General features: G+C 73.6%; 21 protein-coding genes and 1 pseudogene. 18 read left to right on the top strand and 4 right to left on the bottom strand.

The annotated features are described in order from the left end of the window. Positions 1–100 precede the first annotated feature (100 nt). The 3 genes and pseudogenes from ABGB06_RS14415 (at position 101) to ABGB06_RS14405 (ending at position 2,889) form a co-directional block, all read left to right on the top strand. Entirely contained in the window at positions 101–940 is an 840-nt protein-coding gene (locus ABGB06_RS14415; protein WP_347589050.1) for a glycerophosphodiester phosphodiesterase, read from the top strand. A gap of 51 nt (positions 941–991) precedes the next feature. Further along, positions 992–1,495 (top strand): annotated as a pseudogene (locus tag ABGB06_RS14410) (ATP-binding protein); the annotation flags it as partial. A 413-nt stretch (positions 1,496–1,908) separates the two neighbouring features. Next, positions 1,909–2,889, top strand: coding sequence for a DUF5926 family protein (locus tag ABGB06_RS14405; protein ID WP_347589048.1), 981 nt, complete (start codon positions 1,909–1,911; stop codon positions 2,887–2,889). Between the two features lie 166 nt (positions 2,890–3,055). On the opposite strand, the gene ABGB06_RS14400 is transcribed toward ABGB06_RS14405, so the two are convergent. Further along, the gene (locus ABGB06_RS14400) at positions 3,056–3,718 is read right to left on the bottom strand and encodes a bifunctional DNA primase/polymerase (protein WP_347589046.1); all 663 of its coding nucleotides are present in this window, start codon (positions 3,716–3,718) and stop codon (positions 3,056–3,058) included. 519 nt (positions 3,719–4,237) lie between these two features. Between ABGB06_RS14400 and ABGB06_RS14395 the strand changes: the two genes are divergently transcribed. The 5 genes from ABGB06_RS14395 (at position 4,238) to ABGB06_RS14375 (ending at position 11,545) form a co-directional block, all read left to right on the top strand. Next, positions 4,238–5,719 (top strand): GAF domain-containing SpoIIE family protein phosphatase, encoded by a 1,482-nt coding sequence (locus tag ABGB06_RS14395; protein WP_347589044.1) that lies wholly within the window; start codon positions 4,238–4,240, stop codon positions 5,717–5,719. Positions 5,720–5,943: 224 nt separating this feature from the next. Beyond that, positions 5,944–7,443 (top strand): aminopeptidase P family protein, encoded by a 1,500-nt coding sequence (locus ABGB06_RS14390; protein ID WP_347589042.1) that lies wholly within the window; start codon positions 5,944–5,946, stop codon positions 7,441–7,443. Positions 7,444–7,896: 453 nt separating this feature from the next. Continuing rightward, positions 7,897–9,396 (top strand): hemolysin family protein, encoded by a 1,500-nt coding sequence (locus ABGB06_RS14385; protein ID WP_347589040.1) that lies wholly within the window; start codon positions 7,897–7,899, stop codon positions 9,394–9,396. Then, entirely contained in the window at positions 9,393–10,418 is a 1,026-nt protein-coding gene (locus tag ABGB06_RS14380; RefSeq protein WP_347589038.1) for a hemolysin family protein, read from the top strand. The genes ABGB06_RS14385 and ABGB06_RS14380 overlap by 4 nt, the downstream gene beginning before the upstream one ends. A gap of 395 nt (positions 10,419–10,813) precedes the next feature. After that, positions 10,814–11,545, top strand: coding sequence for a VTT domain-containing protein (locus ABGB06_RS14375; protein WP_347589036.1), 732 nt, complete (start codon positions 10,814–10,816; stop codon positions 11,543–11,545). 139 nt (positions 11,546–11,684) lie between these two features. Here ABGB06_RS14375 and tatA read toward each other — a convergent pair whose 3' ends face one another. Then, the gene (gene tatA, locus ABGB06_RS14370) at positions 11,685–11,984 is read right to left on the bottom strand and encodes a Sec-independent protein translocase subunit TatA (RefSeq protein ID WP_347589034.1); all 300 of its coding nucleotides are present in this window, start codon (positions 11,982–11,984) and stop codon (positions 11,685–11,687) included. A 169-nt stretch (positions 11,985–12,153) separates the two neighbouring features. Then, positions 12,154–12,594, bottom strand: coding sequence for an ATP-binding protein (locus ABGB06_RS14365; protein ID WP_347589032.1), 441 nt, complete (start codon positions 12,592–12,594; stop codon positions 12,154–12,156). 219 nt (positions 12,595–12,813) lie between these two features. Between ABGB06_RS14365 and ABGB06_RS14360 the strand changes: the two genes are divergently transcribed. The 10 genes from ABGB06_RS14360 to ABGB06_RS14315 all read left to right on the top strand — a co-directional run bounded on the left by ABGB06_RS14360 (position 12,814) and on the right by ABGB06_RS14315 (position 23,737). Then, on the top strand, positions 12,814–13,662 hold the full coding sequence (locus ABGB06_RS14360; protein WP_347589030.1) for a hypothetical protein: 849 nt from the start codon (positions 12,814–12,816) through the stop codon (positions 13,660–13,662). 97 nt (positions 13,663–13,759) lie between these two features. Next, on the top strand, positions 13,760–14,542 hold the full coding sequence (locus ABGB06_RS14355) for a YcnI family protein (protein WP_347589028.1): 783 nt from the start codon (positions 13,760–13,762) through the stop codon (positions 14,540–14,542). 122 nt (positions 14,543–14,664) lie between these two features. Beyond that, positions 14,665–15,324, top strand: a complete 660-nt coding sequence (locus ABGB06_RS14350; RefSeq protein WP_347589026.1) for an SCO family protein — start codon at positions 14,665–14,667, stop codon at positions 15,322–15,324. Then, complete coding sequence (locus ABGB06_RS14345; RefSeq protein WP_347589024.1) at positions 15,321–15,797, top strand: copper chaperone PCu(A)C; 477 nt, start codon at positions 15,321–15,323, stop codon at positions 15,795–15,797. Before ABGB06_RS14350 ends, ABGB06_RS14345 begins: the two co-directional genes overlap by 4 nt. Before the next feature lie 10 nt (positions 15,798–15,807). Then, entirely contained in the window at positions 15,808–17,838 is a 2,031-nt protein-coding gene (locus ABGB06_RS14340; RefSeq protein ID WP_347589022.1) for a copper resistance protein CopC, read from the top strand. Positions 17,839–17,881: 43 nt separating this feature from the next. Then, positions 17,882–19,144: an iron uptake transporter deferrochelatase/peroxidase subunit gene (efeB, locus tag ABGB06_RS14335; protein WP_347589020.1), complete on the top strand. Its 1,263-nt coding sequence runs from the start codon at positions 17,882–17,884 to the stop codon at positions 19,142–19,144. A 95-nt stretch (positions 19,145–19,239) separates the two neighbouring features. After that, positions 19,240–20,172, top strand: a complete 933-nt coding sequence (gene pheA, locus ABGB06_RS14330) for a prephenate dehydratase (RefSeq protein WP_347589018.1) — start codon at positions 19,240–19,242, stop codon at positions 20,170–20,172. A 420-nt stretch (positions 20,173–20,592) separates the two neighbouring features. Next, positions 20,593–21,885 (top strand): serine--tRNA ligase, encoded by a 1,293-nt coding sequence (gene serS / locus ABGB06_RS14325; RefSeq protein WP_347589016.1) that lies wholly within the window; start codon positions 20,593–20,595, stop codon positions 21,883–21,885. A gap of 89 nt (positions 21,886–21,974) precedes the next feature. Further along, the gene (locus ABGB06_RS14320) at positions 21,975–22,802 is read left to right on the top strand and encodes an HAD family hydrolase (protein ID WP_347589202.1); all 828 of its coding nucleotides are present in this window, start codon (positions 21,975–21,977) and stop codon (positions 22,800–22,802) included. Positions 22,803–22,837: 35 nt separating this feature from the next. Beyond that, a complete protein-coding gene (locus ABGB06_RS14315; protein WP_347589014.1) occupies positions 22,838–23,737 on the top strand; it encodes a putative RNA methyltransferase in 900 nt (299 codons plus the stop codon). A gap of 173 nt (positions 23,738–23,910) precedes the next feature. On the opposite strand, the gene ABGB06_RS14310 is transcribed toward ABGB06_RS14315, so the two are convergent. After that, on the bottom strand, positions 23,911–24,537 hold the full coding sequence (locus ABGB06_RS14310; RefSeq protein WP_347589012.1) for a DedA family protein: 627 nt from the start codon (positions 24,535–24,537) through the stop codon (positions 23,911–23,913). Positions 24,538–24,787: the final 250 nt, after the last annotated feature.

Below are 24,787 nucleotides of genomic sequence, written 5' to 3'. Positions count from 1 at the left end.
CCAGGAGTGGACGTACGACGGATACGCGATTCAGTGTTTCCCATGGTCTGTCAGACGGACATAAGAACGTCCCCGGCGCGCGGTACGGCACCATGACGCGATGCGTGACGCGATAAGCGACCCGGGCCCGCGCCGTATCCCCGTGGTCGCCCACCGCGGGGCCTCGGAGGACGCCCCGGAACACAGCCTCGCCGCCTACCGTAAGGCCATCGCCGACGGAGCCGACGCCCTGGAGTGCGACGTCCGGATGACCGCCGACGGGCATCTGGTGTGTGTGCACGACCGCCGGGTGAACCGCACCTCGAACGGGCACGGCGCGGTCGCCTCGTTGGAGCTGGCCGAGTTGGCGGAGTTGGACTTCGGCTCCTGGAAGACGCCGGCGGGCCGCACGGAGACGCCGGACAGCGCGAGCGATGCCGGCGGGCCCGAACCGGGCGGCCCGGGTCCCGAACCGGTCAGCGTGCTCACCCTGGAACGGCTGCTGCGGCTGGTCGCCGAGGCGGACCGGCCGGTCGGCCTGGCGATCGAGACGAAGCATCCGAGCCGCTGGGCCGGCCAGGTCGAGGAGCGGCTGCTCGCGCTGCTGGCGCGGCACCCGGTGCCAGGGCCGGTGCGGATCATGAGCTTCTCGGCGCGTTCGTTGCACCGCGTCCGGCTGGCCGCGCCGCATCTGCCGACCGTCTACCTGATGCAGTTCCTGCTGCCTCGGCACCGCTCGGGACGGCTGCCGGCGGGCACCGGGATCGCGGGCCCGAGCATCCGCATCCTGCGCCGCGACCCCGAGTACGTGGCGCGGGCACACCGTGCCGGACACGAGGTGCATGTGTGGACGGTCGATCGCCCGGAGGACGTGGAGCTGTGCGCGCGTCTTGGCGTGGACGCGGTGATCACCAACCGACCGCGCACGGTGCGTGAGCAACTCGACCACCTGAACGGGTGAAATCTCACCCGGCGTACACCCGCGCGTTCGACTCGTATCGGATCATTACGACTGCGTCAACAGATCTCGCACGTCCGGTTTCCACCCCTGGCACTCAGGGCATCGAAACCATGGCGTGGGGCAAAGGAGGTCTCGGGGGTGGCGTTGGTGGTCACACAGCAGGTGCCGACGTCGTCGTCCATGTCGGTGCCCCACGGCCCATCGGGGGTCGGATCGGCGAGACGACGACTGCGGTCCGAGTTGCGCGGTATCGGTGCTGCAGAATCGATCATTGATGATGCAGTACTGATCCTTTCCGAACTATTGAGTAATGCGTATCGACACGCCCGGCCGCTGCAAGGCGGCCATCTGGTCAACGCGGCATGGAGCCGCGACGCGGATGGTGCGGTCACCATCGCGGTTACGGACGGTGGCGGGCCGACATTGCCCCGCCCGTCCTCGCCCTCCGTCACGGCCCGGGGGGGCCGAGGGCTGACGATCATCACCTCACTCGCCCAGGACTGGGGCGTGCGGGAGGCGGACGCCTCGGGGGCCGTCACCGTCTGGGCGGTGCTGCCGCCCGTCGGCCGTCCCTGAGGACACGACAGTTCGATACCGGCCCCGACGGCCGGGAAGCACAGCGCGGGGGGGAGCGGCGGCAGCGGCCGTGAGGCGGCGCCGCCGCGACCGGGCTTGTCCCGACGGGCCTGCCGCCCGAGCACCACGACGGGGCGGGCACCACGACGCGCCGGGCAGGACTGGGGTCCCCCCGGGGGAGTCAGGGGGTGAGGGCCTCCGGCAGCGGCTGCTCGGCCCAGATGGTCTTCCCGTCTGCGTGTAGCGGGTGCCCCCAACCGCCGGTCCGGATGGGGTGACAGCAGCGGTCGGCGCGGGCGGGCTGGGGCGTCTGGCACGAGCGAGTGGCGAGGGCCTACGCTCACGGCGACACGCAACCCACCGCAGCTTGCCTCAGCAGGAGACCCGCACGCATGGCCAAAAAGCGCCGCCCCCGTACCCAGACCAGCGCCCCGGCCGCCGCCAGGATCGGCGAGGACGGCCAGGTGCCCGTCGTCGGCGCCCGGGAGCCCTGCCCCTGCGGCTCCGGCCGTCGCTACAAGGCCTGTCACGGCCGGGCCGCGGCCCAGGCGGCGACCGAGCTGGTGCGTCGCCCCTTCGAGGGACTGACCGGCGAGTGCGACTGGGTCGCGCTGCGCGAGCTGGTGCCCGCCGCCACCGTGCCGCTGACCCTGCGTGGCGGGCTGCCCGCCGACGTGCCGTCGCTCACCCTCGGCACCGTGCTCCCGATGGCCTGGCCGGCGCTGCGCCGCGACGACGGCGCGGTGCTGCTCGGCGTGCAGAACGACACGCCCACCGGCGACCTCAGCCGGGACCTCGCCGACGTGCTGACCCGGGCCCTGGAGGCCAAGCCGGGCAGCCCGGTGTCGGCCGAGCGCCCGGAGCCCGAAGGGCCGCGGCTCCAGGACCTGCTGGATCCCGACGCGCCCTTCGAGCCCGAGGTGCGCGAGGGCTTCGAGTTCTGGCTGGATGACGCCGAACAGGCGAGCGGTGAGGTCGCCGCGTCGCTGGAGCGCGCCAACGCCGCCGCCGTGCCGACCGCCCGGCTGACCGGCGTGTCCGCCGCCTACTGGTGCCGGACGCCGGAGAAGAACCATCTCCGTTGGGTCATGCCGCACGCCGAGGAGGCGCTGCTCGACGCGCTGGCCCGGCTGCACGCCGCCGGGGCCACGTCGCTCGGCGAGGGCACCCGACTGGTCGGCTCCTTCCGAGCACACGGCCTGACCGTGCCGGTGTGGGACCTGCCGACCGAGATGGGCGCCGAGGCGTGCGAGGAGCCGGCCGCCGCGTTCGAGGCACGGTTGGGCGAGGCACTGGCGGCGACCGGGCCGCTCTCGGGCGAGGAACGGCGCGCACGCAGCGGGCTTACTAATCGTCAGATCACATTGAATTAAGGGAGCTTGGTCTTAAGCGAAGCGAGTGATTCCGGTCACAACCGCCCCCCTGACGGGTCCCGTTTGGCCCTCCTCGGGCGGTGCGGGATTTGCGAATCGCGGATGAGTTGTTACCTTCGGAGATGAGCCCGGTCGCTGGTGCATCCCCCGTCGCCAGCGATCGGGTTCACTGCTGCTCGCTCAGCGCGCTGGCGGCGATGCCCGCCTCGACCAGCACGTCGAGCAGCCACGCGGCCCGCGGCAGCGCCACCCTCCCCGCGCGGCGCTCCGGTGGGCGAGCCCAGCGCACCCGCCCGGCGCCCGTCCGGGAGGGCGGCAGCGGCAGGTAGCCGCCGGAGCCGTGGAAGCGCAACGTGCTCGGCACCCATTCGCGTGACCCGAGCAGTTCGCCGAGCTCGGCGAACTCGTACGGCTGCACCAGAAGCGCGAAGCGCGTCGGCGTCGCCACCACGGGGCCGGGGCGCACGCCCCGCCGGTCGAGCTCCTCCAGCGCCCACACACCGGCCGGCGCGGGCAGGCTCAGCGCGCACGGCGCCCGCCCGCCCGTGGCCAGCACGATCGGGGCCCGCGGACGCACCGTCCACCACCAGCCCACCATGCGCACGTCGGTGGTCGCGGCCAACAGCTGTGGGTCGAAGGGGTGGGCGCCGGGCACGGAGCAGTCCCCCCGCGGACAGCCACAGCCGCCGTCCGGGCGCGCCTCGACGCCCGGGACCACCGGCCACCCCCACTGCCAGGCGCAGCGCAGCGCAGCGTCGCGCAGCTCCCAGCCGTCACCCTCCGTATGATCCGTGCCTCGCTTACCGAGCTTTCCGAGGATCTCGCGCATCAGCGCTCGTTCCTTTCCCTCGCGCCTGAGTGCCGGCTAGCCAACGCCGGACCATTCACACCACGTGGAACCTAGATCACCGTATGCGGCGGCTCGCGCATCGCGACGCCGGCGAGCGGCGCCGGGTCGGATGGACGGTCGGTGAGGGCTGGCGGGCACAAGCGGGCCACCCCCGAAGGTTAGGACGCCAGAGCTCAGTCTTCCGTTCCGATATGTACCGACGGATAGTTACCGACGGACATGTACCGACGGACATGTACCCCAGCGATACGTATCCAGCCCTCCGAACCTTCCGGCATCAGCCGCCGAGTGGGCACCTCAGTCGATCGTGATCCTCCTGGTCCTCTGGCCGTTTTCGGCCAAGTTTTCGCCATCCTCGCATGCCCCGGCCTGTCGCTGCGGCCCGACCCTCACCGTCTGGGCATCATCCGGTCTGGCAGGTGAATCAGGACGTCACGCGCATGACATGGGGTTCCCGATGCTGTTGCGAGAAACGCGCCTCGACCAGGGTCCCGGCGGATGAGCACGGGCCGGCTGCCGAAAGTGGCCGGAATCAGCCCGGCGCTCACCGGCGTACCTCAAAATTTCGTGCCCTCCCACAGCGCCCCGAGCGATCCAACGCGCGGGGAGCGTTCGAACAACCCCGGTGGCGCCCTCCCGGCGGCCGGCCACGACCGCCTCGCCTGCTGGATCTCCGAGCTCACCACGCTGCACGAGCTCACCGACCGCCTCGGTGGCACCGGCACCCTCACCGAAGCGCTACGTGAGCTCCTGCGCGCCGGCGCGGATCTTCTCGGCGCGCGGCGCGGAATGTTCTTCCTGCGCCCCTCCGACGGCCTCGGCCCGGAACGACTGATCGGCCACGGCCTCAGCCACGCCGAACTGGGCCATCTGGAGACCGTCCCGCCCGACTCCGCGCCGCACACCCGGCTGCTCGACCCGCAACCGGCCGCGCCCGGCCGGCCGGAGGTCGAGCTCACGCACCGCGACATCGCCCACGACGAGGCGCTCCACCCCCGGCACCGCGAGGTCGCCGCCCAGCTCGGCTGCGCCGCCAGCTACGCCGTGCCGGTGGCCGTCCGGGTGCCGCGCGGCCCGCGACCGGCCGGCGGCCAGCTCGGCGTCGCCGTCTGGTTCTACGACCGCCCCGCCGCCCCGGACGCCCGTCAGCGCCGGCTGCTCGGCCGCTACCTGCGGCGGGCCGCACAGCACGTCGCGAACCGGCTGGAGCTGGCCCGCGCCCGCACCACCGTGCGCGCCGTCCGCGAGGAACTGCTGCCGCGCCGCCTCCCCGCGCTGCCCGGCGTCCGGCTCGCCGTCCGGCACCGCCACGGACCGGGCCGCGGCGGCGACTTCTTCGACGCGCTGGCCCTGCCCGAGGGCGCGCTCGGCCTGGCCATCGGCTCGACCAACGGCTCGGGTCCCGCCACGCTGGCGGCCACCGGCAGCCTCCGCTCCGGGCTGCGCGCCTACGCCGTGATGGAGGGCGAGGACCCGGTCGCGGTGCTGTCCGACCTGGAACTGCTGCTCCGGCTGACCGAACCGGAGCGCACCGCCACCGCGCTCTTCGGCTACGCGGAGCCTCCCACCCAGGGCCTCACCCCCACCCCGGGCCCGCCCGCCTCCGGTCGCGGCGGGACGCGGCGACTGGTGATCGCCTCGGCCGGGCATCCACCGCCGCTGGTGGTCGGCGCGACGCGGGTGGAGTTCGCCGAGACCGCGCTCTCCGCCCCGCTCGGCATGCTCGCCTGCTGGGAGGCGCCCAGCGTGCAACTCGACATCGCCCAGGGAGAAACGGTCCTGCTCTACACCGTCGGGCTGCTCCGCGGCACCGGCGAACCGTTGGACGGCGCCTTCGCCCGGCTGGAGGCCGCCGCCCATCGCGCGCCGCCCGCCGTTCGCGCCGACCCCGACGCCCTCGCCGACCACATCGTCCGCACCGTGCTGCCGTCCGACCTCGAACCCGCCGAGGAGGTCGTGCTCCTCGCCGCCCGCTTCTGACCTCCGGACACGGGCCTGCCCAGCGGCACCCCCACGACCCCCGCCACCCCCGGACACCAGCCCTGCCCAGCGCCCCCGCTCCTGACCTCCGGACACAGCCCTGCCCAGCGGCACCCCCACGACCCCCGCCACCCCCGGACACCAGCCCTGCCCAGCGGCGTTCGGTCATGCCTACGATGGAATCCGGTCCCCACCGGGCCGACCAGCATGCGAGGAGGCACCAGGTGGCCACGGAGCAGACCCAGCCCGAATCCGCGTCCCAGGAGTCCGAGGCCCAGCAGTCCGAGGCGCCGGAGTCCGGCGAGAAGCCGACCGAGGAGCGGAAGAACGCCGTCACCCCGCGGGTGTCGGAGGAGCTCGCCGCCAACATGAAGCAGGGCTGGGCCGACACCGAGCGGCGGGATCTCGAGCCCGTCCCGCAGGCGGAGCACACGGCGCGCCGCCGCGCCGCGCTCTCGGCGCGCTTCCCCGGCGAGCGCCTGGTCATCCCGGCCGGACGGCTGAAGACCCGGTCCAACGACACCGACTACCCGTTCCGCTCCGGCGTCGAGTACGCCTACCTCACGGGCAACCAGACCGAGGACGGCGTACTCGTGATGGAGCCGACCGGCGCCTCGGGTCACGCGTCCACCCTCTACCTGCTGCCCCGCTCGAACCGGGAGAACGGCGAGTTCTGGCTCAGCGGGCAGGGCGAGCTGTGGGTCGGCCGGCGGAACAGCCTCACCGAGGCCGAGCGGCTCTACGGCATCCCCGTCAAGGACGTCCGCACCGTAGCCGACACGCTGCGCGAGGCCACGGGGCCGGTCCGGGTCGTCCGCTCGCACGACGCCGAGATCGAGGCGGCGCTGACCGACAAGGTCACCGCGGAGCGGGACGCCGAGCTGCGCACCTTCCTCTCCGAGATGCGACTGGTCAAGGACGACTTCGAGATCGCCGAGATGACCCGCGCCTGCGACTCCACGGTCCGCGGCTTCGAGGACGTGGTGCGGGTGCTGGACCGGGCCCAGGCCACCTCCGAGCGGTACATCGAGGGCACCTTCTTCCTGCGCGCCCGGGTCGAGGGCAACGACGTCGGATACGGCTCGATCTGCGCCGCGGGACCGCACGCCACCACGCTGCACTGGGTGCGCAACGACGGCCCGGTCCGGCCGGGCGATCTGTTGCTGCTGGACGCGGGCGTGGAGACCACCGAGCTCTACACCGCCGACGTCACCAGGACGCTGCCCGTCGACGGCCGGTTCACCGAGCTGCAGCGCCGGATCTACGACGCCGTCTACGAGGCCCAGGAGGCGGGCATCGCCGCGGTGCGCCCCGGCGCGAAGTTCCGCGACTTCCACGAGGCCGCTCAGCGGGTGCTCACCGAGAAGCTCGTCGAGTGGGGCCTGGTGGAGGGGCCGGTCGAGCGGGTGCTGGAGCTCGGCCTGCAGCGCCGCTGGACCCTGCACGGCACCGGCCACATGCTCGGCATGGACGTGCACGACTGCTCCGCGGCGCGTCGCGAGAGCTACGCGGAGGGCACGCTGGAGCCCGGCATGTGCCTGACCGTCGAGCCCGGCCTCTACTTCCAGCCCGACGACCTGTCGGTGCCCGAGGAGTACCGCGGCATCGGCGTGCGGATCGAGGACGACCTGCTGGTCACCGAGGACGGCAACCGCAACCTCTCCGCCGCCCTGCCGCGCCGCTCCTCCGACGTCGAGGCGTGGATGGCCGAGCTCCGCGGATGAGACGTCCGACCACCGTATCCACGACGACACCGGCGTCCCGGACGACACCGACGACTAGCGACGGCACCGACGACACCGACGACACCCGTATCCACGACGACACCGCGGCCCGCCCGCCGGAGCGCCTCGCGCGCCCGGCGCGCGGGCCGCGGGCGCATGCCGGGGAGCGCCGCCCCGGCGGGCATGCGAGGCGACGCGCCCTCGGGGCCACAGGCCCTGGGGCCCAGGGGGACCGGGGCTCCTCACGGGCTTGCACAGCGCGGGAAGAACCAGGTGTCAAGAGGGCATTTCCGGGTACAGCCTGGGAACACGGACGCGCGCACAGGCGTTGCAGAAGTCGATTTCTCTGAAGGGAGAGCTCGTGTCCGCCCGATCGTCGGACTCCCCCGGGCATAGTCCCGGACCACCTCGCCAGCATTTGGCAGCCCGCGGCACATGGCGAGGTGGTGTCCAGTGAGTGCCGCTCTTCTTGGGCTGCTGGCCGTGCTCGTGCTCACCGCCGGCACCGGCTACTTCGTCGCCCAGGAGTTTGCCTTCGTCGCCGCCGACCGGCTGGCGCTCTCCACCCAGGCCGCCGCCGGTGACCGGCGGGCCGCCCGGGCCATGAAGGTGCAGGAGCGCCTGTCCTTCATGCTCTCGGGCGCCCAGCTCGGCATCACCGTCACCGGCCTGGTCGTCGGCTTCCTGGCCGAGCCGTCCCTGGCCCGACTCCTCGACCCGGCGTTCGAGGCGCTCGGCGTCCCCGAGGCCGTGGTGCACGGCGTGGCGCTGGTCGCCGCGTTCGCCCTGGCCACGGGCATCCAGATGGTGCTCGGCGAGCTGGGCCCGAAGAACCTGGCTCTGGCCGTCCCGGAATCGCTGGCCAAGAGCCTGTCCTCGTCCACCCTCGGCTACCTGAAGGTGGCCGGCCCGCTGATCCGGGTCTTCGACACCGCGGCCAACCGGCTGCTGCGCCGCGTCGGCATCCAGCCGGTGGAGGAGCTGCACCACGGGGCGACGCTGGAGGAGCTGGGTCACCTGATCGACGAGTCGCACGAGCACGGGCAGCTCCCGCACGCGACGGCCGCGCTGCTCGACCACGCGCTGGAGTTCTCCGAGCGGACGCTGGCCGAGGTCATGGTGCCCCGGGTGGACGTGCTGTCGGTGCGCGCCGCCTCGCCGGCGGCCGACGTGGTGGGCCTGATCGGCGAGCACGGTCACTCCCACTACCTGGTGATCGGCGACCGGATCGACGACATCGTCGGCGTGGTCGGGGTGCGCGAGCTGATGCGGGTGACGCCCGAGCGGCTGAGCCGGCTGACGGCGGGCGCGTTGGCCCGCCAGGCGGTGCTGCTGCCCGACACGCTGCCGCTGCCCGGTGCGGTGGAGCAGCTGCGCGTCGCCGACGAGGAGTTCGCGGTGGTGCTCGACGAGTACGGCGGCCTGGCCGGAATCGTCACCCTGGAGGACATCGCCGAGGAGTTGGTGGGCGAGATCGCGGACGAGAGCGACCGGATCGTCCTGCCGGCGGTGGTGGACGGTGCGGGCTGGCTGGTGGACGCCAGCCGCCGGGTCGACGAGGCCTCGGAGGCGACGGGCGTCCCGTTGCCGGAGAACGAGGACTTCGAGACCGTCGCCGGCCTGGTCATCGACCACTGCGGGCATTTCCCCGAGGTCGGCGAGCGGATCCTGGTGGAGCTGACCGACGGCGGCCGGGCGGCCATCGAGGTGGTGGCGCTGGACCGGCGCGTGCCGGCCCGCATCCGCCTGGAGCGGCTGGCCGGCGGTGAGCCCGAGGCACCGTCGGAACGGCCGGGCTCGGGACGGCAGGGGCAGGGCTCGGGTGACGGGCACGCGCCGGGTGGTCCCGGCGCCGGCGGCCTCCCGCGTGCCTCGGGCGCCCGGCGGTCCTCGGACGCGGCGGCCGCCTCGATGCGGCGGAAGGCGTGGCAGCGGGAGGGGCAACCCTCGTGAGCGTGACCACCGCGATCCTCATCACCTTCGGGCTGCTCGTCGCCAGCGGTTTCTTCGTCGCCGCCGAGTTCGCCCTGGTCGCCGCCAAGCGGCACCGCCTGGAGCAGGCGCAGGCCGAGGGGCGCCGCGGCGCCCGGGCCGCGCTGGCCGGCACGCACGAGCTCTCGCTGATGCTGGCCGGCGCGCAGCTCGGCATCACGGCCTGCACGCTGGGGCTCGGCAGCATCTCCGAGCCCGCCATAGCGCACCAGATCGACCCGTGGCTGGAGCGGGCCGGGCTGCCGCTCGGCCTGTCGCACGGCGTCGCGTTCCTGCTCGCGCTGAGCCTGGTGGTGTTCCTGCACATGGTGCTGGGCGAGATGGCGCCGAAGTCCTGGTCGATCTCCCACCCCGAGCAGTCCGCGATGCTGCTGGCGCCGCCGTTCCGGGCGATGGTGCGGGCGGTCCGCCCGCTGATCTGGCTGCTGAACAAGACGGCCAACGGGCTGGTGCGGCTGTGCCGGGTCGTCCCGCGGGAGGATCTGGCCTCGGTGCACGACCGGGAGCAGCTGACTCATCTGGTGGCCGAGTCGCAGCGGCTCGGCCTGATCAGCGAGGAGGACTACGGGCTGATCACCCGCTCGCTGACCGAGCCGCAGTCCCCGGTGGGCGCCATCCAGGTGCCGGCCGCGCGGATCGCGCAGGTCCCGGCGGTGGCGGACGCGGTGGCGATCCTGGCCGCCGCGGCGGCCAGCGACCACACCCGGCTGCTGGTGCGGGAGGGCCCGAGCGTGGTGGGCTCGGTGCACGCCCGCGACGCGGTCGTGGCGCGTTCCCGGGGCCAGGCGGTCACCGCCGGTGAGCTGGCCCAGCCGGTGCCCGAGCTGACGGCGGACGACACCGTGGCACACGCGGTCGAGCAGCTGCGCCAGCAGCGGGCCTCGCTCGCGGTGGTGCGCGGCGCCGACGGTCAGTTGACCGGCCTCATCAGCCTCGACGACCTGCTGGTACGGCTTATGGTGCCGCAGCCGGCGAGCGCGTAGCCGGCGACGGGGTGCGGCGCCGACGGTCAGCTGACCGGCCTCATCAGCCTCGACGACCTGCTGGTACGGCTGATGGTGCCGCAGCCGGCGAGCGCGTAGCCGGCGGTGGTGCGGGCGTTCCGGACGCTGACTCCCGCCCCCCGCCCGCGTGGCAGGCGGGCGGGGGGCGGGGCTCCACCGCACCGGCACTCCTCTCGCGGCGTCCCACGTGGCGGGCAGGCGGGAGGGCCCTTCGGTCTCCTCCGGGTGGCGTGGGGAGCGTCAACTCCCGTGTGACCAGGGGGGACGGGCGTCGTGCGGCCGGGGTGCCACGGGGTTGGTAGCCTGGTCGTACCGCCCGGACAGCGGGTCACGGGCCGCGGCTGACGGGTTCCCGCTTCATGGATTCACGCTTCATGGATTCTCTTGCTCTCGGTCCCAGCTGGTTGGATCCGGAACATCTCATCGAGTCCTTCGGCCTGATCGGCATCCTGGTCATCGTCTTCGCCGAGTCGGGCCTGTTGATCGGCTTCTTCCTGCCGGGTGACTCCCTGCTGTTCACCACCGGGCTGCTGGTCTCCAGCGACAAGTACCTGCACACGCCGCTGTGGTTGGTGTGCACGCTGGTCGTGGTGGCGGCCGTGCTCGGGGACCAGGTCGGGTACCTCTTCGGTCGCAAGGTCGGCCCCTCGCTCTTCCGGCGGCCCGACTCGCGGCTGTTCAAGCAGGAGAACGTCGAGAAGGCGCACGCCTTCTTCGAGAAGCACGGGGCGAAGTCCCTGGTGCTGGCGCGGTTCGTGCCGATCGTGCGGACGTTCACGCCGATCATCGCCGGCGTCAGCCACATGAACTACCGCACGTTCGTGATCTTCAACGTGCTCGGCGGCGTGCTGTGGGGCGCGGGCGTGACGTTGCTCGGCGCGGCGCTCGGGCAGGTCGACTTCGTCCACGAGAACATCGAGTTGATCCTGGTCGGGATCGTGCTGCTGTCGGTGGTGCCGATCGTCGTCGAGTACCTGCGCGCCCGCAGGGCGGGGCAGCGGGAGGCCGGCCGGGGCGAGGACCAGGGGTCCGCCGGGCCGGGCGCCGGGCAGGGTCGGGCGGACGAGGGCAACGCCTCCGGCCGGGGGCGGCACGCCAAGCGCTGACGGATCGCGCGGACGAAAGCTGATGAAGGCTGATGAAGGCTGACGAAACGAGCCGGGTCCGGATCCGCCTCGACGGGGGCGGGGAACACACGGGCGGGTAACGCGGGCGGGCCGGCGGCCGGGCCGCCGGCCGCGGGCCTCAGGAGGTCTGGGGCGAGGTCTGCGCGGTGGAGGCCTGGGGCGAGACCTTCGGCTCGTCCACGGAACGCGCGGTGGCCACGTCGCCCGGCGCCGCCTGGATCGTCTTCGACGCCGGCTCGGGACCCGACTGCGGCGCCGACGCGGCCGCGTTCTCCGCCTTCATGGCCCGCGTCTCGCTCTTCAGGATGCGCGCGGACTTGCCCAGCGAACGGGCGATGTCCGGCATCCGCTTCGCGCCGAAGACGAGGAGCACGACGACGAGGAGGACAAGGAGTTCTTTCGGTCCGATCTGACCCATGACTGCCGCCTACTCACCTAGAAGGGCCGTAGAGGAACACAACAGAAGATAGAAGAACATGCTGAATGTCCCGTATCACCGATGACTGTAACCCCCACCCACCGGTTCGGAACAGACCCGGCGGACTCCGGCGGCACCGCCCGGGTCCCGAGGGCCTGGGAACCCCCGGTCACCCCGCCTTCAGCAGGGACCCCTCGCGCCACTTCAGCGCCCGGTCGAAGGTGACCACCGCCCCGCTGCCCGGCTCGTTGCCGAACCGCACCCGGTCGCAGAGCGCCTCGATCAGATGCAGCCCGCGCCCGCCGGACGCCAGCTCGAGCGGCTCCGAGCGCGCCAGCAGCTCCGCGACGCCGCCGGAGAAGCCGGGGCCGCCGTCCGCCACCTCGATCCGGCACACGTCGCCGTCGATGGACGCCGTCACCCGGTAGACGCCGGTGCGTCCGCCGCCGTGCCGCACCGCGTTCGAGCACGCCTCGGAGAGCGCGACCGACAACTCGTGCGAGACGTCCCCGTCCACCCCCGCCGCCTCCATCGCACCGACCAGCAGCCGGCGGGCGAGCGGGACGCTGGCTGCTTCGCGCCGAAGTTGGAGAGACCACCAGATGCTCATGCTCCAGCCTCCTGGCCGCGGCTCGACATATGTGTAGGTATTGCCAAGGGGCGTGAAGCGTAAGCGTGCGATTGACCGAACACCCCTCGTTCGGCGGATGTGGGCGCGTGAAGGCATCGATATGGACACTCGCCGACCAGGGTGAACACGAGAACGCAGGTTCGATCTCGTCCCCCGGTGGGTCGGTCGGTGGGGGTGCGGTGAGATGATGGCGCCGCCATGACTGCCGGAGCCGGCCTCAGACTGCTGCGCGCCGCGGTGTTCGCCGCGGCGTGCGCCACCCTTGCCGCCGCCGGCCACCTCACCACCGGGGGCCCCGGCATCGCGCTGTGGGCCCTGGCCCTCGGCTGGTTCGCCGTCTTCGCCGTCGCCGCGCCGCTGGCCGGCAGGGAACGCCGCTCCGCCCCGGCCCTGGCCGCCGTCCTCGCCGTCGGACAGCTGGCCCTCCACCTCCTGTACTGCCTCGGCCAGCACTCCTCCGGCCATGACACCGCCACCGTCGGCGGCGCCATGGCCGGCGGCCCGGCGGGCCACGGGCAGCACGGCACGGTGCTGGAGCTGGCCAGCCGGCTGCTCTGCAACGACCACGCGGCCGGCCTGACCGAGGCCGAGGCGACCCGCGTTGTCGCCGCCGCCGGCCTCGACCCGACCGGCGGCCCGGGCGGTGGCGCCGGTACCGCCGGCGCCGCGGCCCACCCCGCCGGCGGCGGTCTCGCCGACGCCGTTGCGTCCCTGGCCTCGTGGCCGATGCTGCTCGGGCACCTGCTGGCCGCGCTCGCCGCCGGCTGGCTGCTGCGCCGCGGCGAGGCCGCGCTGTGGCGGCTCGTCCGGCTCTCCGCCCGGTGGTCGGTGGAGGCCAGGGTGGCGCTGGCCACCCTGCCCTTCCTGCCGTACCTGCGGCGGCTGCTCCGCGCGCTGCTGCGCGGCCCGCGCCCGTACACCGTCCCGGGCCCGCCGCGCCCACCCGGGCATCACCCGACACCGGCCACCCGCGGCACCGTGCTGCCGCACGCCGTGATCCGCCGCGGACCGCCGCGGTCGCACGTGCAGCTCGTTCTCGCGGCCTGACGCGCTCCTGGGGAAGGGGTACGCGGCGGTCGCGCATCTCGTACACCACATTCCGTCACGAACCATCACGTTCGTCGAACCTCAGTGGAGTGGTCCCATGAACCGTCCGCGTATCGCCCTGTCCGCCGCCGTCGTCGCCGCCACCGCGACCGGCTCCGTCCTGCTGCTGGCCGGCCCCGCCGCGGCCCACGTCTCCATCGACCCCGGAGAGGCCGAGCAGGGCTCCTACAGCGTCCTCAACGTCAAGGTCCCGAACGAGCGGGACAACGCCTCCACCATCCGCCTGGAGCTCCACCTCGACCCCGAGCACCCGGTGTCCTCCGTCATGCCCGAACCGGTCCCCGGCTGGGAGGTCAGCGTCGAGACCGCCGAACTCGAGGAGCCGATGGAGGTGCACGGCAGCGAGATCACCGAGGCGCCGAGCGTCATCACCTGGACCGGCGGCGAGATCCAGCCCGGCCAGTTCCAGCAGTTCCCGCTCTCCGTCGGCCCGCTTCCGGAGGACGCCGACCGGCTGGTGTTCGACGCCATCCAGACGTACGACAACGACGAGGTCGTGCGCTGGATCGAGGAGCCCGTGGAGGGCGAGGAGGAGCCGGAGCACCCCTCCCCCGTGCTGGAGCTCACGGCGGCCGCGGACGAGGAGGCGGCCGGGGCGGCCGGATCCGAGTCGGAGGCAGCCACCGAGGACACCGAGGACGCGGACGCCGACGAGGGCTCCGCGGAGCAGGCCGGGGACACCACCGAGGAGGCGGCCGACGACAGCGACGCCGCGGACACCACCGCCCGGGTGCTCGGCGGCGTGGGCATCGCGGTGGGCGCCGCCGGGGTCGTCTTCGGCGTGCTCGCCGGCCGGCGCCGCGCCTCGACCGACGCGTAACGCCACCGGGCCGGCCACCCCGGCCCTCGATCCCCCACCGACCTCGGGCCCGCCCGCACGGGCGGGCGGACCAACGCCGTCCGCCCGTGCGGGCCCCAGCGCGACCACTACCAGGAACGTTCATGCACCTGCGCAGCATCACCGCCGCGGCGCTCGCCGCCGCCACCGCCCTGACCCTCGCCGCCTGCGGCGGCGAGACGTCGGCCGACGACGGCGGAGACCCCGCCGCCGAGGTCTCCGGCGGTCACGACCCGTCCACGGGCACGGTCCTCGACCAGCCCTTCGACAAGCCGGACCTCGTGCTCACCGACACCAACGGCGAGCCGTACGACCTCGCCGCCGAGACGGACGGGCACGCCACCCTGCTCTACTTCGGCTACACCCACTGCCCCGACATCTGCCCGCTCACCATGAGCAACATCGCGGTCGCCGCCGCCGGCCTCTCCGAGGAGCAGCGCCGGGACCTGCGCGTCGTCTTCGTCACCACCGACCCGGAACGCGACACCCCCGAGTCGCTCGGCGAGTGGCTCCGCATGCAGGACCCCGACTTCACCGGCCTGACCGGCGACTTCGAGGACATCCAGGCCGCGGCCCGCTCCCTCGGCGTCAGCATCGAGCCGTCCTACGAGGACGAGAACGGCGACATCATCTCCACCCACGGCACCCAGGTGGTCGCCTTCCTGCCCGACGACGACAAGGCGCACGTCATCTACACCGAGGGCGTCACCGTGGAGACGTTCGAGCGGGACATCCCGAAGCTGCTCCGCGGGGAGCTGCCGTGAACCGCCGGAGACCGGCGAGGACCGCGATCCTCGTCGCCGTCGCCGCCGTCGCCGCCGGCACGCTGGTGGCCGGGCTCGTCGGCTGCTCGGGCGACGACCAGGGCACCCCCGAGCTCCACACCAGCGGCGCGTACGTCCCGGAGCCCGTCTCCCGGGACGTCGCCGCCGGCTTCCTCACCATCGAGAACACCGGCGACGCCGACGACCGCCTCACCTCGGTCACCAGCGACGCCGCCGGCACCGTCGAGATGCACGAGACCGTCGACAACGCCATGCGGCCCGTCGACTCCCTCCCCGTCCCGGCCGGCGGCACGCTCCGCCTCAACCGGGGCGGTAACCACCTGATGCTGCTCGATCTCGACCGCGAGCTGACCGAGGGCGACACCATCTCCCTCGAACTCCACTTCGCGGAGGCCGAGCCCCTCACCCTCGACGTGCCGGTCGAAGCGCCCACGTACACCGGAGAGGAGTGAACCACCCGTCATGACCCCCGTCACCGCCTCCCGTCCCCCGCGCTCCCGGGCAGCCGCGCTGCTGCTGGCCGCGGCCGCCGCGCTCGCCTCCCTGTTGATCGCCGCACCATCCGCCGCCGCACACGCCACGCTGACCGGCAGCAGCCCGGCGGACGGCGAGGTGGTGGCCACCGCGCCAGAACGCGTCACCCTCAGCTTCTCCGAGCAGGTCGCCCTCGCCGACGACGCCATCCGCGTGCTCGACCCGGAGGGGCGGCCCGTCACCACGGGCGAGCCCACCGACGTCAGCACCGGCGACGCCGTCCGCCACGCGATCGCGCTCCGCGACGGCCTCGCGCGAGGCACCTACACCGTCGCCTGGCACGTCGTCTCCGCCGACAGCCACCCCATCTCCGGCGCCTTCACCTTCTCCGTCGGCGCGCCCTCCGCCACCAGCGCCGAGGTCCCCGACGTCAGCGGCGACGACGGCCTCGTCGGCCTGCTCCACGACATCACCCGCTACGCCTCCTACGCCGGGTTCCTGGTGCTCGCCGGCGGCGGCGCGTTCGTGCTGCGCTGCTGGCCGCCGGCCGCGGGGCTGCGCACCGCGCAGCGGGTGCTGCTCGCCGGCTGGACCACCCTCACTGCGGCCACGCTGTGCCAGCTGCTGCTGCGCACCCCGTACACCGGCTCAGGGCGGCTCGCCGACGCCCTCGACCTGACCGGGCTGCGCGACGTCGTCGAGACCACGACCGGCACCTCCCTGCTCACCCGGCTGCTGCTGCTCGCCGCGGCCGGCGCGTTCGTCGCGGTGCTCACCGGGCCCTACGCGCGGCTTCGCGCCGCGGGGGAGGACCAGGCGCGGGTGCGCGACCTGAGCTTCGGCCTCGGCACCGGCGGCGCCATCGTGGCGGCCGGCATCGCCGCCACCTGGGCGATGGCCGAACACGCCTCCACCGGTCCACAGACCTCCCTGGCCGTCCCGGCCGACGCGCTGCACCTGATGGCCGCCGCGGCCTGGATCGGCGGCCTCGCCATGCTGCTCGTGCTGCTGCGCAACGCGCCGCTCGCCGTGCCCGCGTCGGCGGTGCGCCGGTTCTCGGGGCTCGCGCTGGCCAGCGTCGTCACGCTGGCCGCGACCGGCGTCTACCAGTCCTGGCGTCAGGTGCGCACCGTCTCCGGCCTCACCGACACGGACTTCGGGCGGCTGCTCCTGCTGAAGGTCGCCCTCGTCGCCGCGCTGCTCGGCGTGGCGTCCTTCTCCCGCCGCTTCACGGCCCGCCTGGCGGACGCCGCACCGGGTGAGGGCGCGGCGACACCGGCACCGGCCGCCGCCACGGCGGCGCTGACCGCGACCGGTTCGGCGCCCGCCGCCGGTCCGGCGTCCTCGTCCGCCGCGGCGGGCGAGGCGGCGGACGAGGCGGCGGGCGGGGTCGCCTCGGTGAGGGATGCGGCGGTGAGTCCGGCGCGGGCCGCGCAGTTGGCGCGGCAGCGGGACGCCGTGCGGCAGGCCCGGCAGCGCAGGGCTCGGGACGCGGACCCGACCCGCCGCGCGCTGCGCCGTTCCGTGCTCGCCGAGGCCGCCGTCGCCGCCGTCGTGCTGGGCGTCACCACCGTCCTCACCACCACCACGCCGGCCCGCACCGAGGCCGCCGCCCTGGAGGACGCCGTCGCCGAGCAGCCGGGCCAGCCCGGCGCGGACGACGCCGCCGGCGAGACGGGCCCGTTCACCGCGGAGGTGCCCTACGACACCGGGGGCTCCTCGGGCCAGGGCGTCGCCGAGGTCCAGCTCAGTCCGGCGAGCACCGGCGCGAACACCCTGCACATCACCCTGCTCGACCCCGAGGGGCGGTCCGCCACCGCCGTGGAGATCGGCGTCGCGCTGACCCTGCCCGCCGAGAGCATCGGCCCGCTCAGCCACACCGCCCAGCCGCTGTCCGACGACCACTGGGCCGTCACCGACATCCAGCTGCCCCGCCCCGGAGACTGGGAGCTGGCCCTCACCATCCGCACCTCGGACATCGACCAGGTGACCGAGACCACCACCGTCCCGATCCGTTGACGCCGGCATCCGGCCGCACCACGAAACACGCGAGCGATTCACCATGAACGAGCACCATCCCGTCTCCCGCCGCCGGCTGCTCACCAGCGCCGGCGCCGGGGCGGCCGGGCTCGCCGCCGGCGGTGCCGGCGGCGCGGTCGCCCACGCCAACCTCGGCGGCGCCACCCACGAGGCCGCCCCGACGCCGCTGAGCAGCGTCGGCTCCACGGCCCGCGCGTTCCACGGCAGCCACCAGCCCGGCATCACCACCGCGCAGCAGGCGCACGGCCACCTCGCCGCGTTCGACCTCACCCCGCGGGGCGCCGACCGCGACCGGGCCGCCGCGCTGCTGCGCCGCTGGTCCGAGGCGGCCGCCGCGCTGATGGCCGGGCGGGTGCCCGAGGGCGACCACACGGGCGTCGCGCTGGATGCCGGGCCCTCCGGGCTCACCGTCACCATCGGCTTCGGGTACTCCTTCTTCGACGCCACCGGGCTCGCCGCCCGCCGGCCGGCCGCGCTCGAACCGCTGCCCCGGTTCACCGCCGACGCCCTCGATCCGGAGCGTTCGGACGGCGACCTGTGGGTGCAGATCGGCGCCGACGACGCCCTGGTCGCGTTCCACGCCCTGCGCACGCTCCAGCGGGTGGCCGAGGACACCGGCGCCGCCAGGCCGCGCTGGCAGATGACCGGCTTCAACCGCACCCCGGGCGCCACCAAGCGCCCGATGACCACGCGCAACCTCATGGGCCAGCTGGACGGCACCAACAACCCCCGGCCCGGCGACGCCGACTTCGACGAGCGGGTGTTCGTGCCCGACTCCCCCGCCGCGGATCCCGGCTGGATGGCCGGCGGCTCCTACGTGGTGGTGCGCCGCATCCGGATGCTGCTCGACGACTGGGAGCGCCAGCCGCTGGCCGCCCAGGAGCGGGTCATCGGCCGCCGGAAGGCCGACGGCGCGCCGCTCACCGGCGGCGGTGAGGCCACTGCCGTCGACCTCGACGCCACCGACGCGAGCGGCGCGCCGGTCATCCCGGCCGACGCCCACGTGCGGGTGACCGCCCCGGAGACCAACGGCGGCGCGGCCATGCTGCGGCGTCCCTTCTCCTACCACGACGGCGTCCGCGCCGACGGCGCCCCGGACGCCGGCCTGCTGTTCGTGTGCTGGCAGGCCGACCCGCTGCGCGCCTTCGTGCCGGTGCAGCGGAAGCTGGACCGGGGGGACGCGCTGTCCGCCTTCGTGCGGCACGAGGCCAGCGGGCTCTTCGCCGTGCCGGGCGGCGCGGCCGAGGGGGAGTACGTGGGGCAGCGGCTGTTCGAGGGCGGCTGAGCCCCGCCCGTCACGGTTCGCGGCGGCCCGTCACCCAGCGTTCGGCAGCTGAGACCGCGGCGCGCTCGGGGCCCGGCGGGGATACCGTTGGATCCATGACGTCTGCCAGCCGCTTCACCTATCTGGGCCCCGAGGGCACGTTCACGGAGGCCGCGCTTCGCACCCTGCCGGAGGCGGCCACGCGCGAGCTGGTACCGATGATCTCGGTGCCGGCGGCCCTGGACGCCGTGCGGTCGGGGGAGGCGGCGGGCGCGCTGGTGCCGATCGAGAACTCGGTGGAGGGCGGCGTCTCGGCCACCGTGGACGAGTTGGCGTCCGGCGAGCCGCTGATGATCTATCGCGAGGTGCTGCTGCCCATCGCCTTCGCGCTGCTGGTCCGCCCGGGCACCAGGATGGACGGCATCAAGACGGTCACCGGGCATCCGGTGGCGCAGCCCCAGGTCCGGGTCTGGCTGGAGCGGAACCTGCCGGAGGCGCAGTGGGAGTCCGCCGCGTCCAACGCGGACGGCGCGCGGCTGGTGCAGGAGGGCCGTTTCGACGGGGCCTTCGCGGGCGAGTTCGCGGCCTCGACGTACGAGTTGGAGCCGCTGGTCACCGACATCCACGACGCGGAGGACGCCGCCACCCGCTTCGTGCTGGTCGGCCGGCCGGCCCGGCCGGCCGCCTCGACCGGCGCGGACAAGACGTCGGTGGTGCTGTGGCTGCGCGCGGACCACCCGGGCGCGCTGCTGGAGGTGCTCCAGGAGTACGCGACCTGCGGGGTGAACCTGGTGCGCATCGAGTCCCGCCCCACGGGCGCGGGCATCGGGCAGTACAGCTTCTCGGTGGACTGCGAGGGGCATATCGCGGACCGCAGGGTGGGCGAGGCGCTGATGGGTCTGAAGCGGCTGTGCTCGGACGTCCGGTACCTCGGCTCGTATCCGCGCGCCGACCAGGTGCGGGCGACGGTCCGGGCGGGCACGGCGGACTCCGACTTCCTGACCGCGGGGGACTGGCTCACCCGCTGCCTGGACGGCCGCCCGCACTGAAGGTGTGCGAGCTGACGGAAAGTTATCCACAGGCGCCGGGCGCGGGCTGTGGATGAGTCGACATTGGCAAGTCGGTCAATATCGACAAATGCGTACGCATCACCCAGGACCGCCCCAGCCGGACGAGCTGGTTGACGTCACCTCAATTCGGCGATCTCACCCAAGAGTGTGAGCCATTTCTCTCGGAGTTACCCCCGGATTCGCTCGGAAGGGAGTGTAGACGCGGTTTCAGCGGGGAATTCTGCGTCCTACACCCCGGCCGACCTGCGCTCGGGAATGTTTTCCACAGGCCCGCCCACCTACCTGTGGAAAACGCGGGGGCGAGGTCGTTGACCTGTGGATAGCGGACCCTCATCGATCCGCTCTTTCCGCCCAAAACAGGCAAATTAGGCGGCCGGACTTTTCGGTAGCCTAGGGCCCGTGATTGACCTTCGCCTGCTTCGTGAGGACCCCGACCGAGTGCGCGCCTCGCAGCGCGCCCGTGGTGAGGACGTCGACCTCGTCGACGCGCTGCTCTCCGCCGACGAGCGGCGCCGGTCCTCCGGCGCCCGCTTCGACGAGCTGCGGGCCGAGCAGAAGCTGCTCGGCAAGCGGATCCCGAGGGCGGAGGGCGCGGAGAAGGCGACGCTGCTGGAGCGGGCGGGCGAGCTGTCCACCGGCGTGAAGGCGGCCGACGCCGAACGCGACGAGGCCGCGGCCGAGGCCCAGCGCCTGCTGCTCCAGCTCGGCAACCTGGTGCACCCCGACGTCCCGGTCGGCGGCGAGGACGACTTCACGGTGCGTGAGACGCACGGCGCCATCCGGGACTTCGCGGCCGAGGGCTTCGAGCCCCAGGACCACCTGACACTCGGCCACACGCTCGGAGCCATCGACACCGAGCGCGGCGCCAAGGTGTCGGGATCCCGCTTCTACTACCTTACCGGCGTCGGCGCGCTGCTGGAGCTGGCCCTGGTCAACGCCGCCGTCGCGCGGGCCACCGCGGCCGGATTCACCCCCATGCTGACCCCGGCGCTGGTCAAGCCGCGCGCCATGGAGGGCACCGGCTTCCTCGGCCAGGCGGCGACGGACGTCTACTACCTGGAGAAGGACGACGTCTACCTGGTCGGCACCTCGGAGGTGCCGCTGGCCGCGTACCACATGGACGAGATCATCGAGGCCGACCAGCTCCCGCTGCGCTACGCCGGCCTCTCCCCGTGCTTCCGGCGCGAGGCCGGGTCCTACGGCAAGGACACCCGCGGCATCTTCCGGGTGCACCAGTTCGACAAGGTCGAGATGTTCTCCTACGTCGCGCCCGAGGAGGCGGAGGCGGAGCTGGAGCGGCTGCTGGTCTGGGAGAAGGAGTGGCTGACCGCGCTCGAACTGCCCTTCCGGGTCATCGACGTGGCCAGCGGCGACCTCGGCTCCTCGGCCTCCCGCAAGTACGACTGCGAGGCGTGGATCCCGACCCAGGGCAAGTACCGGGAGCTGACCTCCACCTCCAACTGCACGGAGTTCCAGGCCCGCCGGCTGAACATCCGGGTCCGCGAGCGCGGCGACGGCGGCGGCTCCCGCACCCGGCCGCTGGCCACGCTCAACGGCACGCTGTGCGCGGTGCCGCGCACCATCGTCGCGCTCCTGGAGAACCACCAGCTCGCCGACGGCTCGGTGCGGGTGCCCGAGGCGCTGCGCCCGTACCTCGGCGGACGCGAGGTGCTGACGCCGGTGACCGCGTGACCTCGCCGTCCGCCTCCTCCCGGGCGGCGGGTCGGGAGCAGCCGGCGGAGGCCGCGGCGGAGCGCACCCCCGCGACGTTCCCCTACCGGCTGGTCGCCACCGACCTCGACGGCACCCTGCTGCGGCACGACGGGGCGGTGTCCCCCCGGACCCGCGCCGCGCTCGTCGCCGCCACCGCCGCGGGCGCGGCCCATATCGTGGCGACGGGACGCAGCGTGGCCTGGACCCGGCACATACTCGACGACCTCGACTACCACGGCCTGGCCATCTGCGGGCAGGGCGCCCAGCTCTACCACGCGGGTGAGCACCGGCTGTTGACCACCGTCACCCTCGACCGCGCGCTGGCCAGACGCGCGGTCGAGCTGTTGGAGGGCAGTCTCGGCGCGATGGGCATCGCCGTGAACCGCGACGGCCTGGACGGCGACGTGGTGATGGACGACGTCTTCTGGTCGCAGGCGTCCGAGGAGTGGCGCTCCACCGGCAACACGTCGCCGAAGCGCCCGCTGCACGCGACCGACCGCGCGGCCCTGTGGTCCGAGCCGGTGATCAAGATGTATCTGTACCACCCGGCGATGACGGACGACGAGTTGGCCGTGGCCGCCCGCGAACTGGTGGGCCAGGCCGCGCAGATCGTGGTCGCCGGACGACTGCTGGTCGAGCTGCTGCCGCTCGGCCTGACCAAGGCCACCGGACTGTCGATGGCCGCCCGCCGGCTGGGCGTGACCGCGGAACAGACCATCGCCTTCGGGGACATGCCCAACGATCTCCCGATGCTGCGCTGGGCCCGGCACGGCGTGGCGATGGGCAGCGCCCATCCGGAGGTGCTCGCCGTGGCCGACGAGGTCACCGCGGGCAACGAGGAGGACGGCATCGCCCTGGTGCTGGAGCGCCTGCTGGCCGGCCAGGACCAGAACTGACGGCCGCGCGGCCCCGCGCCGCCGAGGAACGAAACATGCCGATGCCCCCGCACCCCGCCCCCGCCGAGTCAGGACCGTGGCACCGGCTGGCCTCCGTCGTGACCTGCCCGGTGTGCGGCGGGTCCGTCACGCTCGCCGGATCGGCGCTGTGCTGCTCCGCGGGCCACGCCTTCGACCGCGCCCGGCAGGGCTACGTCAGTCTGCTGACCGGCGCGATGCGCGTGCCCAGCGCCGACACCGCGTCCATGGTGACCGCCCGCGCGGACGTGCTCGCCGCCGGCCACTTCGCGCCGCTCGCCACCGCGCTCGCCCGGCATGTGGCGCGGCTCGCCCCGGCCGGCCACGGGAGCGTGGTGCTGGACGCCGGGGCCGGCACCGGCTACTACCTGGGCCACGTGCTGGACGCGCTTCCCGGAGCCCACGGCCTCGGTCTGGACGCCTCGAAGTTCGCCGCCCGCCGCGCCGCCCGGGCGCACCCCCGCCTCGGGGCGGCGGTCTGGGACGTCTGGCGGCCGCTGCCGGTCCGCGGCGGGGCCGTCGACGTGCTGACCAACGTCTTCGCGCCGCGCAACGCCCCCGAGTTCCACCGGGTGCTCGCGCCCCACGGAGCGCTCCTGGTGGTCACCCCGACCCCGCGGCATCTGGCGCAGCTGCGCGCGGCGCTGCCGTTGCTGTCGGTCGACGACGCCAAGGAGCGGCGGCTGCGCGACGCCCTGGCGCGGCATTTCGAGCCCGCCACCAGGGAAGTCCACGAGTACGATCGGGATCTCGACGCCCCCGACCTCGCCCGGCTCGTGGCGATGGGGCCCAGCGCCCACCATGTCGGCGACCCCGCCGCCCTGACCGCCCGTCTGGGGCGGGGACTGCGGGTCACCCTGTCCTTCCGGATCTCCGTCCACCGCCCGCTGCGGCCCGGCCCTTCGGCCTCCGGGTAGCGACGGCGCGCGCTTCACGGGCGACCGCCACGAGTTATCCACAGCCTGTGCACAACGGGGCGCGGGGTGGCGACCGTCGGCGACCGGACTCCGACCGGGCTCGACCGGGCTCGACCGGGCTCGACCGGGCTCGACCAGGCTCGACCAGGCTCGACCAGGCTCGACCAGGAGGGTCAGCCGGCGGCCACCGCGCGACGGCCCTTCCGGCGTTCGAGGACGATCCTGACGACCTCGTGCAGCGCGGTGATGACCAGCGCCAGGCCGACGCCCATGACCAGGCCGAGCACCGGATTGTGTTCGAAGGCGGCGCCGCCGATGTAGCCGATGAGCGCCGAGTAGGTCGCCCAGCTGACCGCGGCGATCGCCGCGTAGCGCGAGAAGGAGCGCAACGGGTACCGGGTGGCGCCGGTGGTGAGCGTGGCGGCCGTCCGCCCGCCCGGCACGTACCGCGCGGTGATCAGCACCAGGCCGCCGCGCTTCTCCAGCATCCGGCCGACGTTGTCGTACGCCCGCTGGGTGCGGCTGCCCGGCTTCGCCTTCGCCATCAGCCGGGGGCCGGCCCGCCGGCCGATGAGGTACGAGATGTGGTCCCCGACGAAGGCACCGACCGAGGCCACGAGGATGACCAGGAAGAGATTCGGCTCGGCGTTCGCCGCGGCGAAGACCCCGAGCGTGATGACGAGTGTCTCGCTCGGCACCACGGGGAAGAAGCCGTCGAGCTTGGTCACGAGCAACAGGGCCAGGTAGACCCAGGGTGTGGCGACGAAGCCCTCGACGACGTCCAGAATCGCTTCCTGCATGCCGCAAACCCTATGAGATGGCGACCCCGCCCCCGTCAAACCACGGACGGACGTGGCAAACCTGCGACACTCCCGGAACACCCCGGTGTGCTTCCGTGAGCCCCCGGTTCAGTTGCCGCCCACACGAACGCGTGACCGACGCCCTCGACAAGGTGAAGGCCCTGGGGTTACTGCCCGACGGCCTGCACCTCACCACCGAGCTGCTGACGAACTACTTCGGGGTGAGCAAGAAGACCGTCCGACCTGAAGC

The sequence above is a fragment of the Streptomyces sp. B6B3 genome (assembly GCF_039871525.1).
Lineage (GTDB): Bacteria > Actinomycetota > Actinomycetes > Streptomycetales > Streptomycetaceae > Streptomyces.
This window is presented reverse-complemented; position numbering and strand designations above follow the sequence as displayed.

Excerpts from the sequence above, each read along its gene's own strand:
- ABGB06_RS14415 (WP_347589050.1), top strand. The coding sequence starts at position 101 with ATGCGTGACGCGATAAGCGACCCGGGCCCGCGCCGTATCCCCGTGGTC.
- ABGB06_RS14405 (WP_347589048.1), top strand. The coding sequence starts at position 1,909 with ATGGCCAAAAAGCGCCGCCCCCGTACCCAGACCAGCGCCCCGGCCGCC.
- ABGB06_RS14400 (WP_347589046.1), bottom strand. The coding sequence starts at position 3,718 with ATGCGCGAGATCCTCGGAAAGCTCGGTAAGCGAGGCACGGATCATACG.
- ABGB06_RS14395 (WP_347589044.1), top strand. The coding sequence starts at position 4,238 with ATGAGCACGGGCCGGCTGCCGAAAGTGGCCGGAATCAGCCCGGCGCTC.
- ABGB06_RS14375 (WP_347589036.1), top strand. The coding sequence starts at position 10,814 with ATGGATTCTCTTGCTCTCGGTCCCAGCTGGTTGGATCCGGAACATCTC.
- tatA (WP_347589034.1), bottom strand. The coding sequence starts at position 11,984 with ATGGGTCAGATCGGACCGAAAGAACTCCTTGTCCTCCTCGTCGTCGTG.
- ABGB06_RS14365 (WP_347589032.1), bottom strand. The coding sequence starts at position 12,594 with ATGAGCATCTGGTGGTCTCTCCAACTTCGGCGCGAAGCAGCCAGCGTC.
- ABGB06_RS14360 (WP_347589030.1), top strand. The coding sequence starts at position 12,814 with ATGACTGCCGGAGCCGGCCTCAGACTGCTGCGCGCCGCGGTGTTCGCC.
- ABGB06_RS14355 (WP_347589028.1), top strand. The coding sequence starts at position 13,760 with ATGAACCGTCCGCGTATCGCCCTGTCCGCCGCCGTCGTCGCCGCCACC.
- ABGB06_RS14350 (WP_347589026.1), top strand. The coding sequence starts at position 14,665 with ATGCACCTGCGCAGCATCACCGCCGCGGCGCTCGCCGCCGCCACCGCC.
- ABGB06_RS14340 (WP_347589022.1), top strand. The coding sequence starts at position 15,808 with ATGACCCCCGTCACCGCCTCCCGTCCCCCGCGCTCCCGGGCAGCCGCG.
- efeB (WP_347589020.1), top strand. The coding sequence starts at position 17,882 with ATGAACGAGCACCATCCCGTCTCCCGCCGCCGGCTGCTCACCAGCGCC.
- pheA (WP_347589018.1), top strand. The coding sequence starts at position 19,240 with ATGACGTCTGCCAGCCGCTTCACCTATCTGGGCCCCGAGGGCACGTTC.
- ABGB06_RS14315 (WP_347589014.1), top strand. The coding sequence starts at position 22,838 with ATGCCGATGCCCCCGCACCCCGCCCCCGCCGAGTCAGGACCGTGGCAC.
- ABGB06_RS14310 (WP_347589012.1), bottom strand. The coding sequence starts at position 24,537 with ATGCAGGAAGCGATTCTGGACGTCGTCGAGGGCTTCGTCGCCACACCC.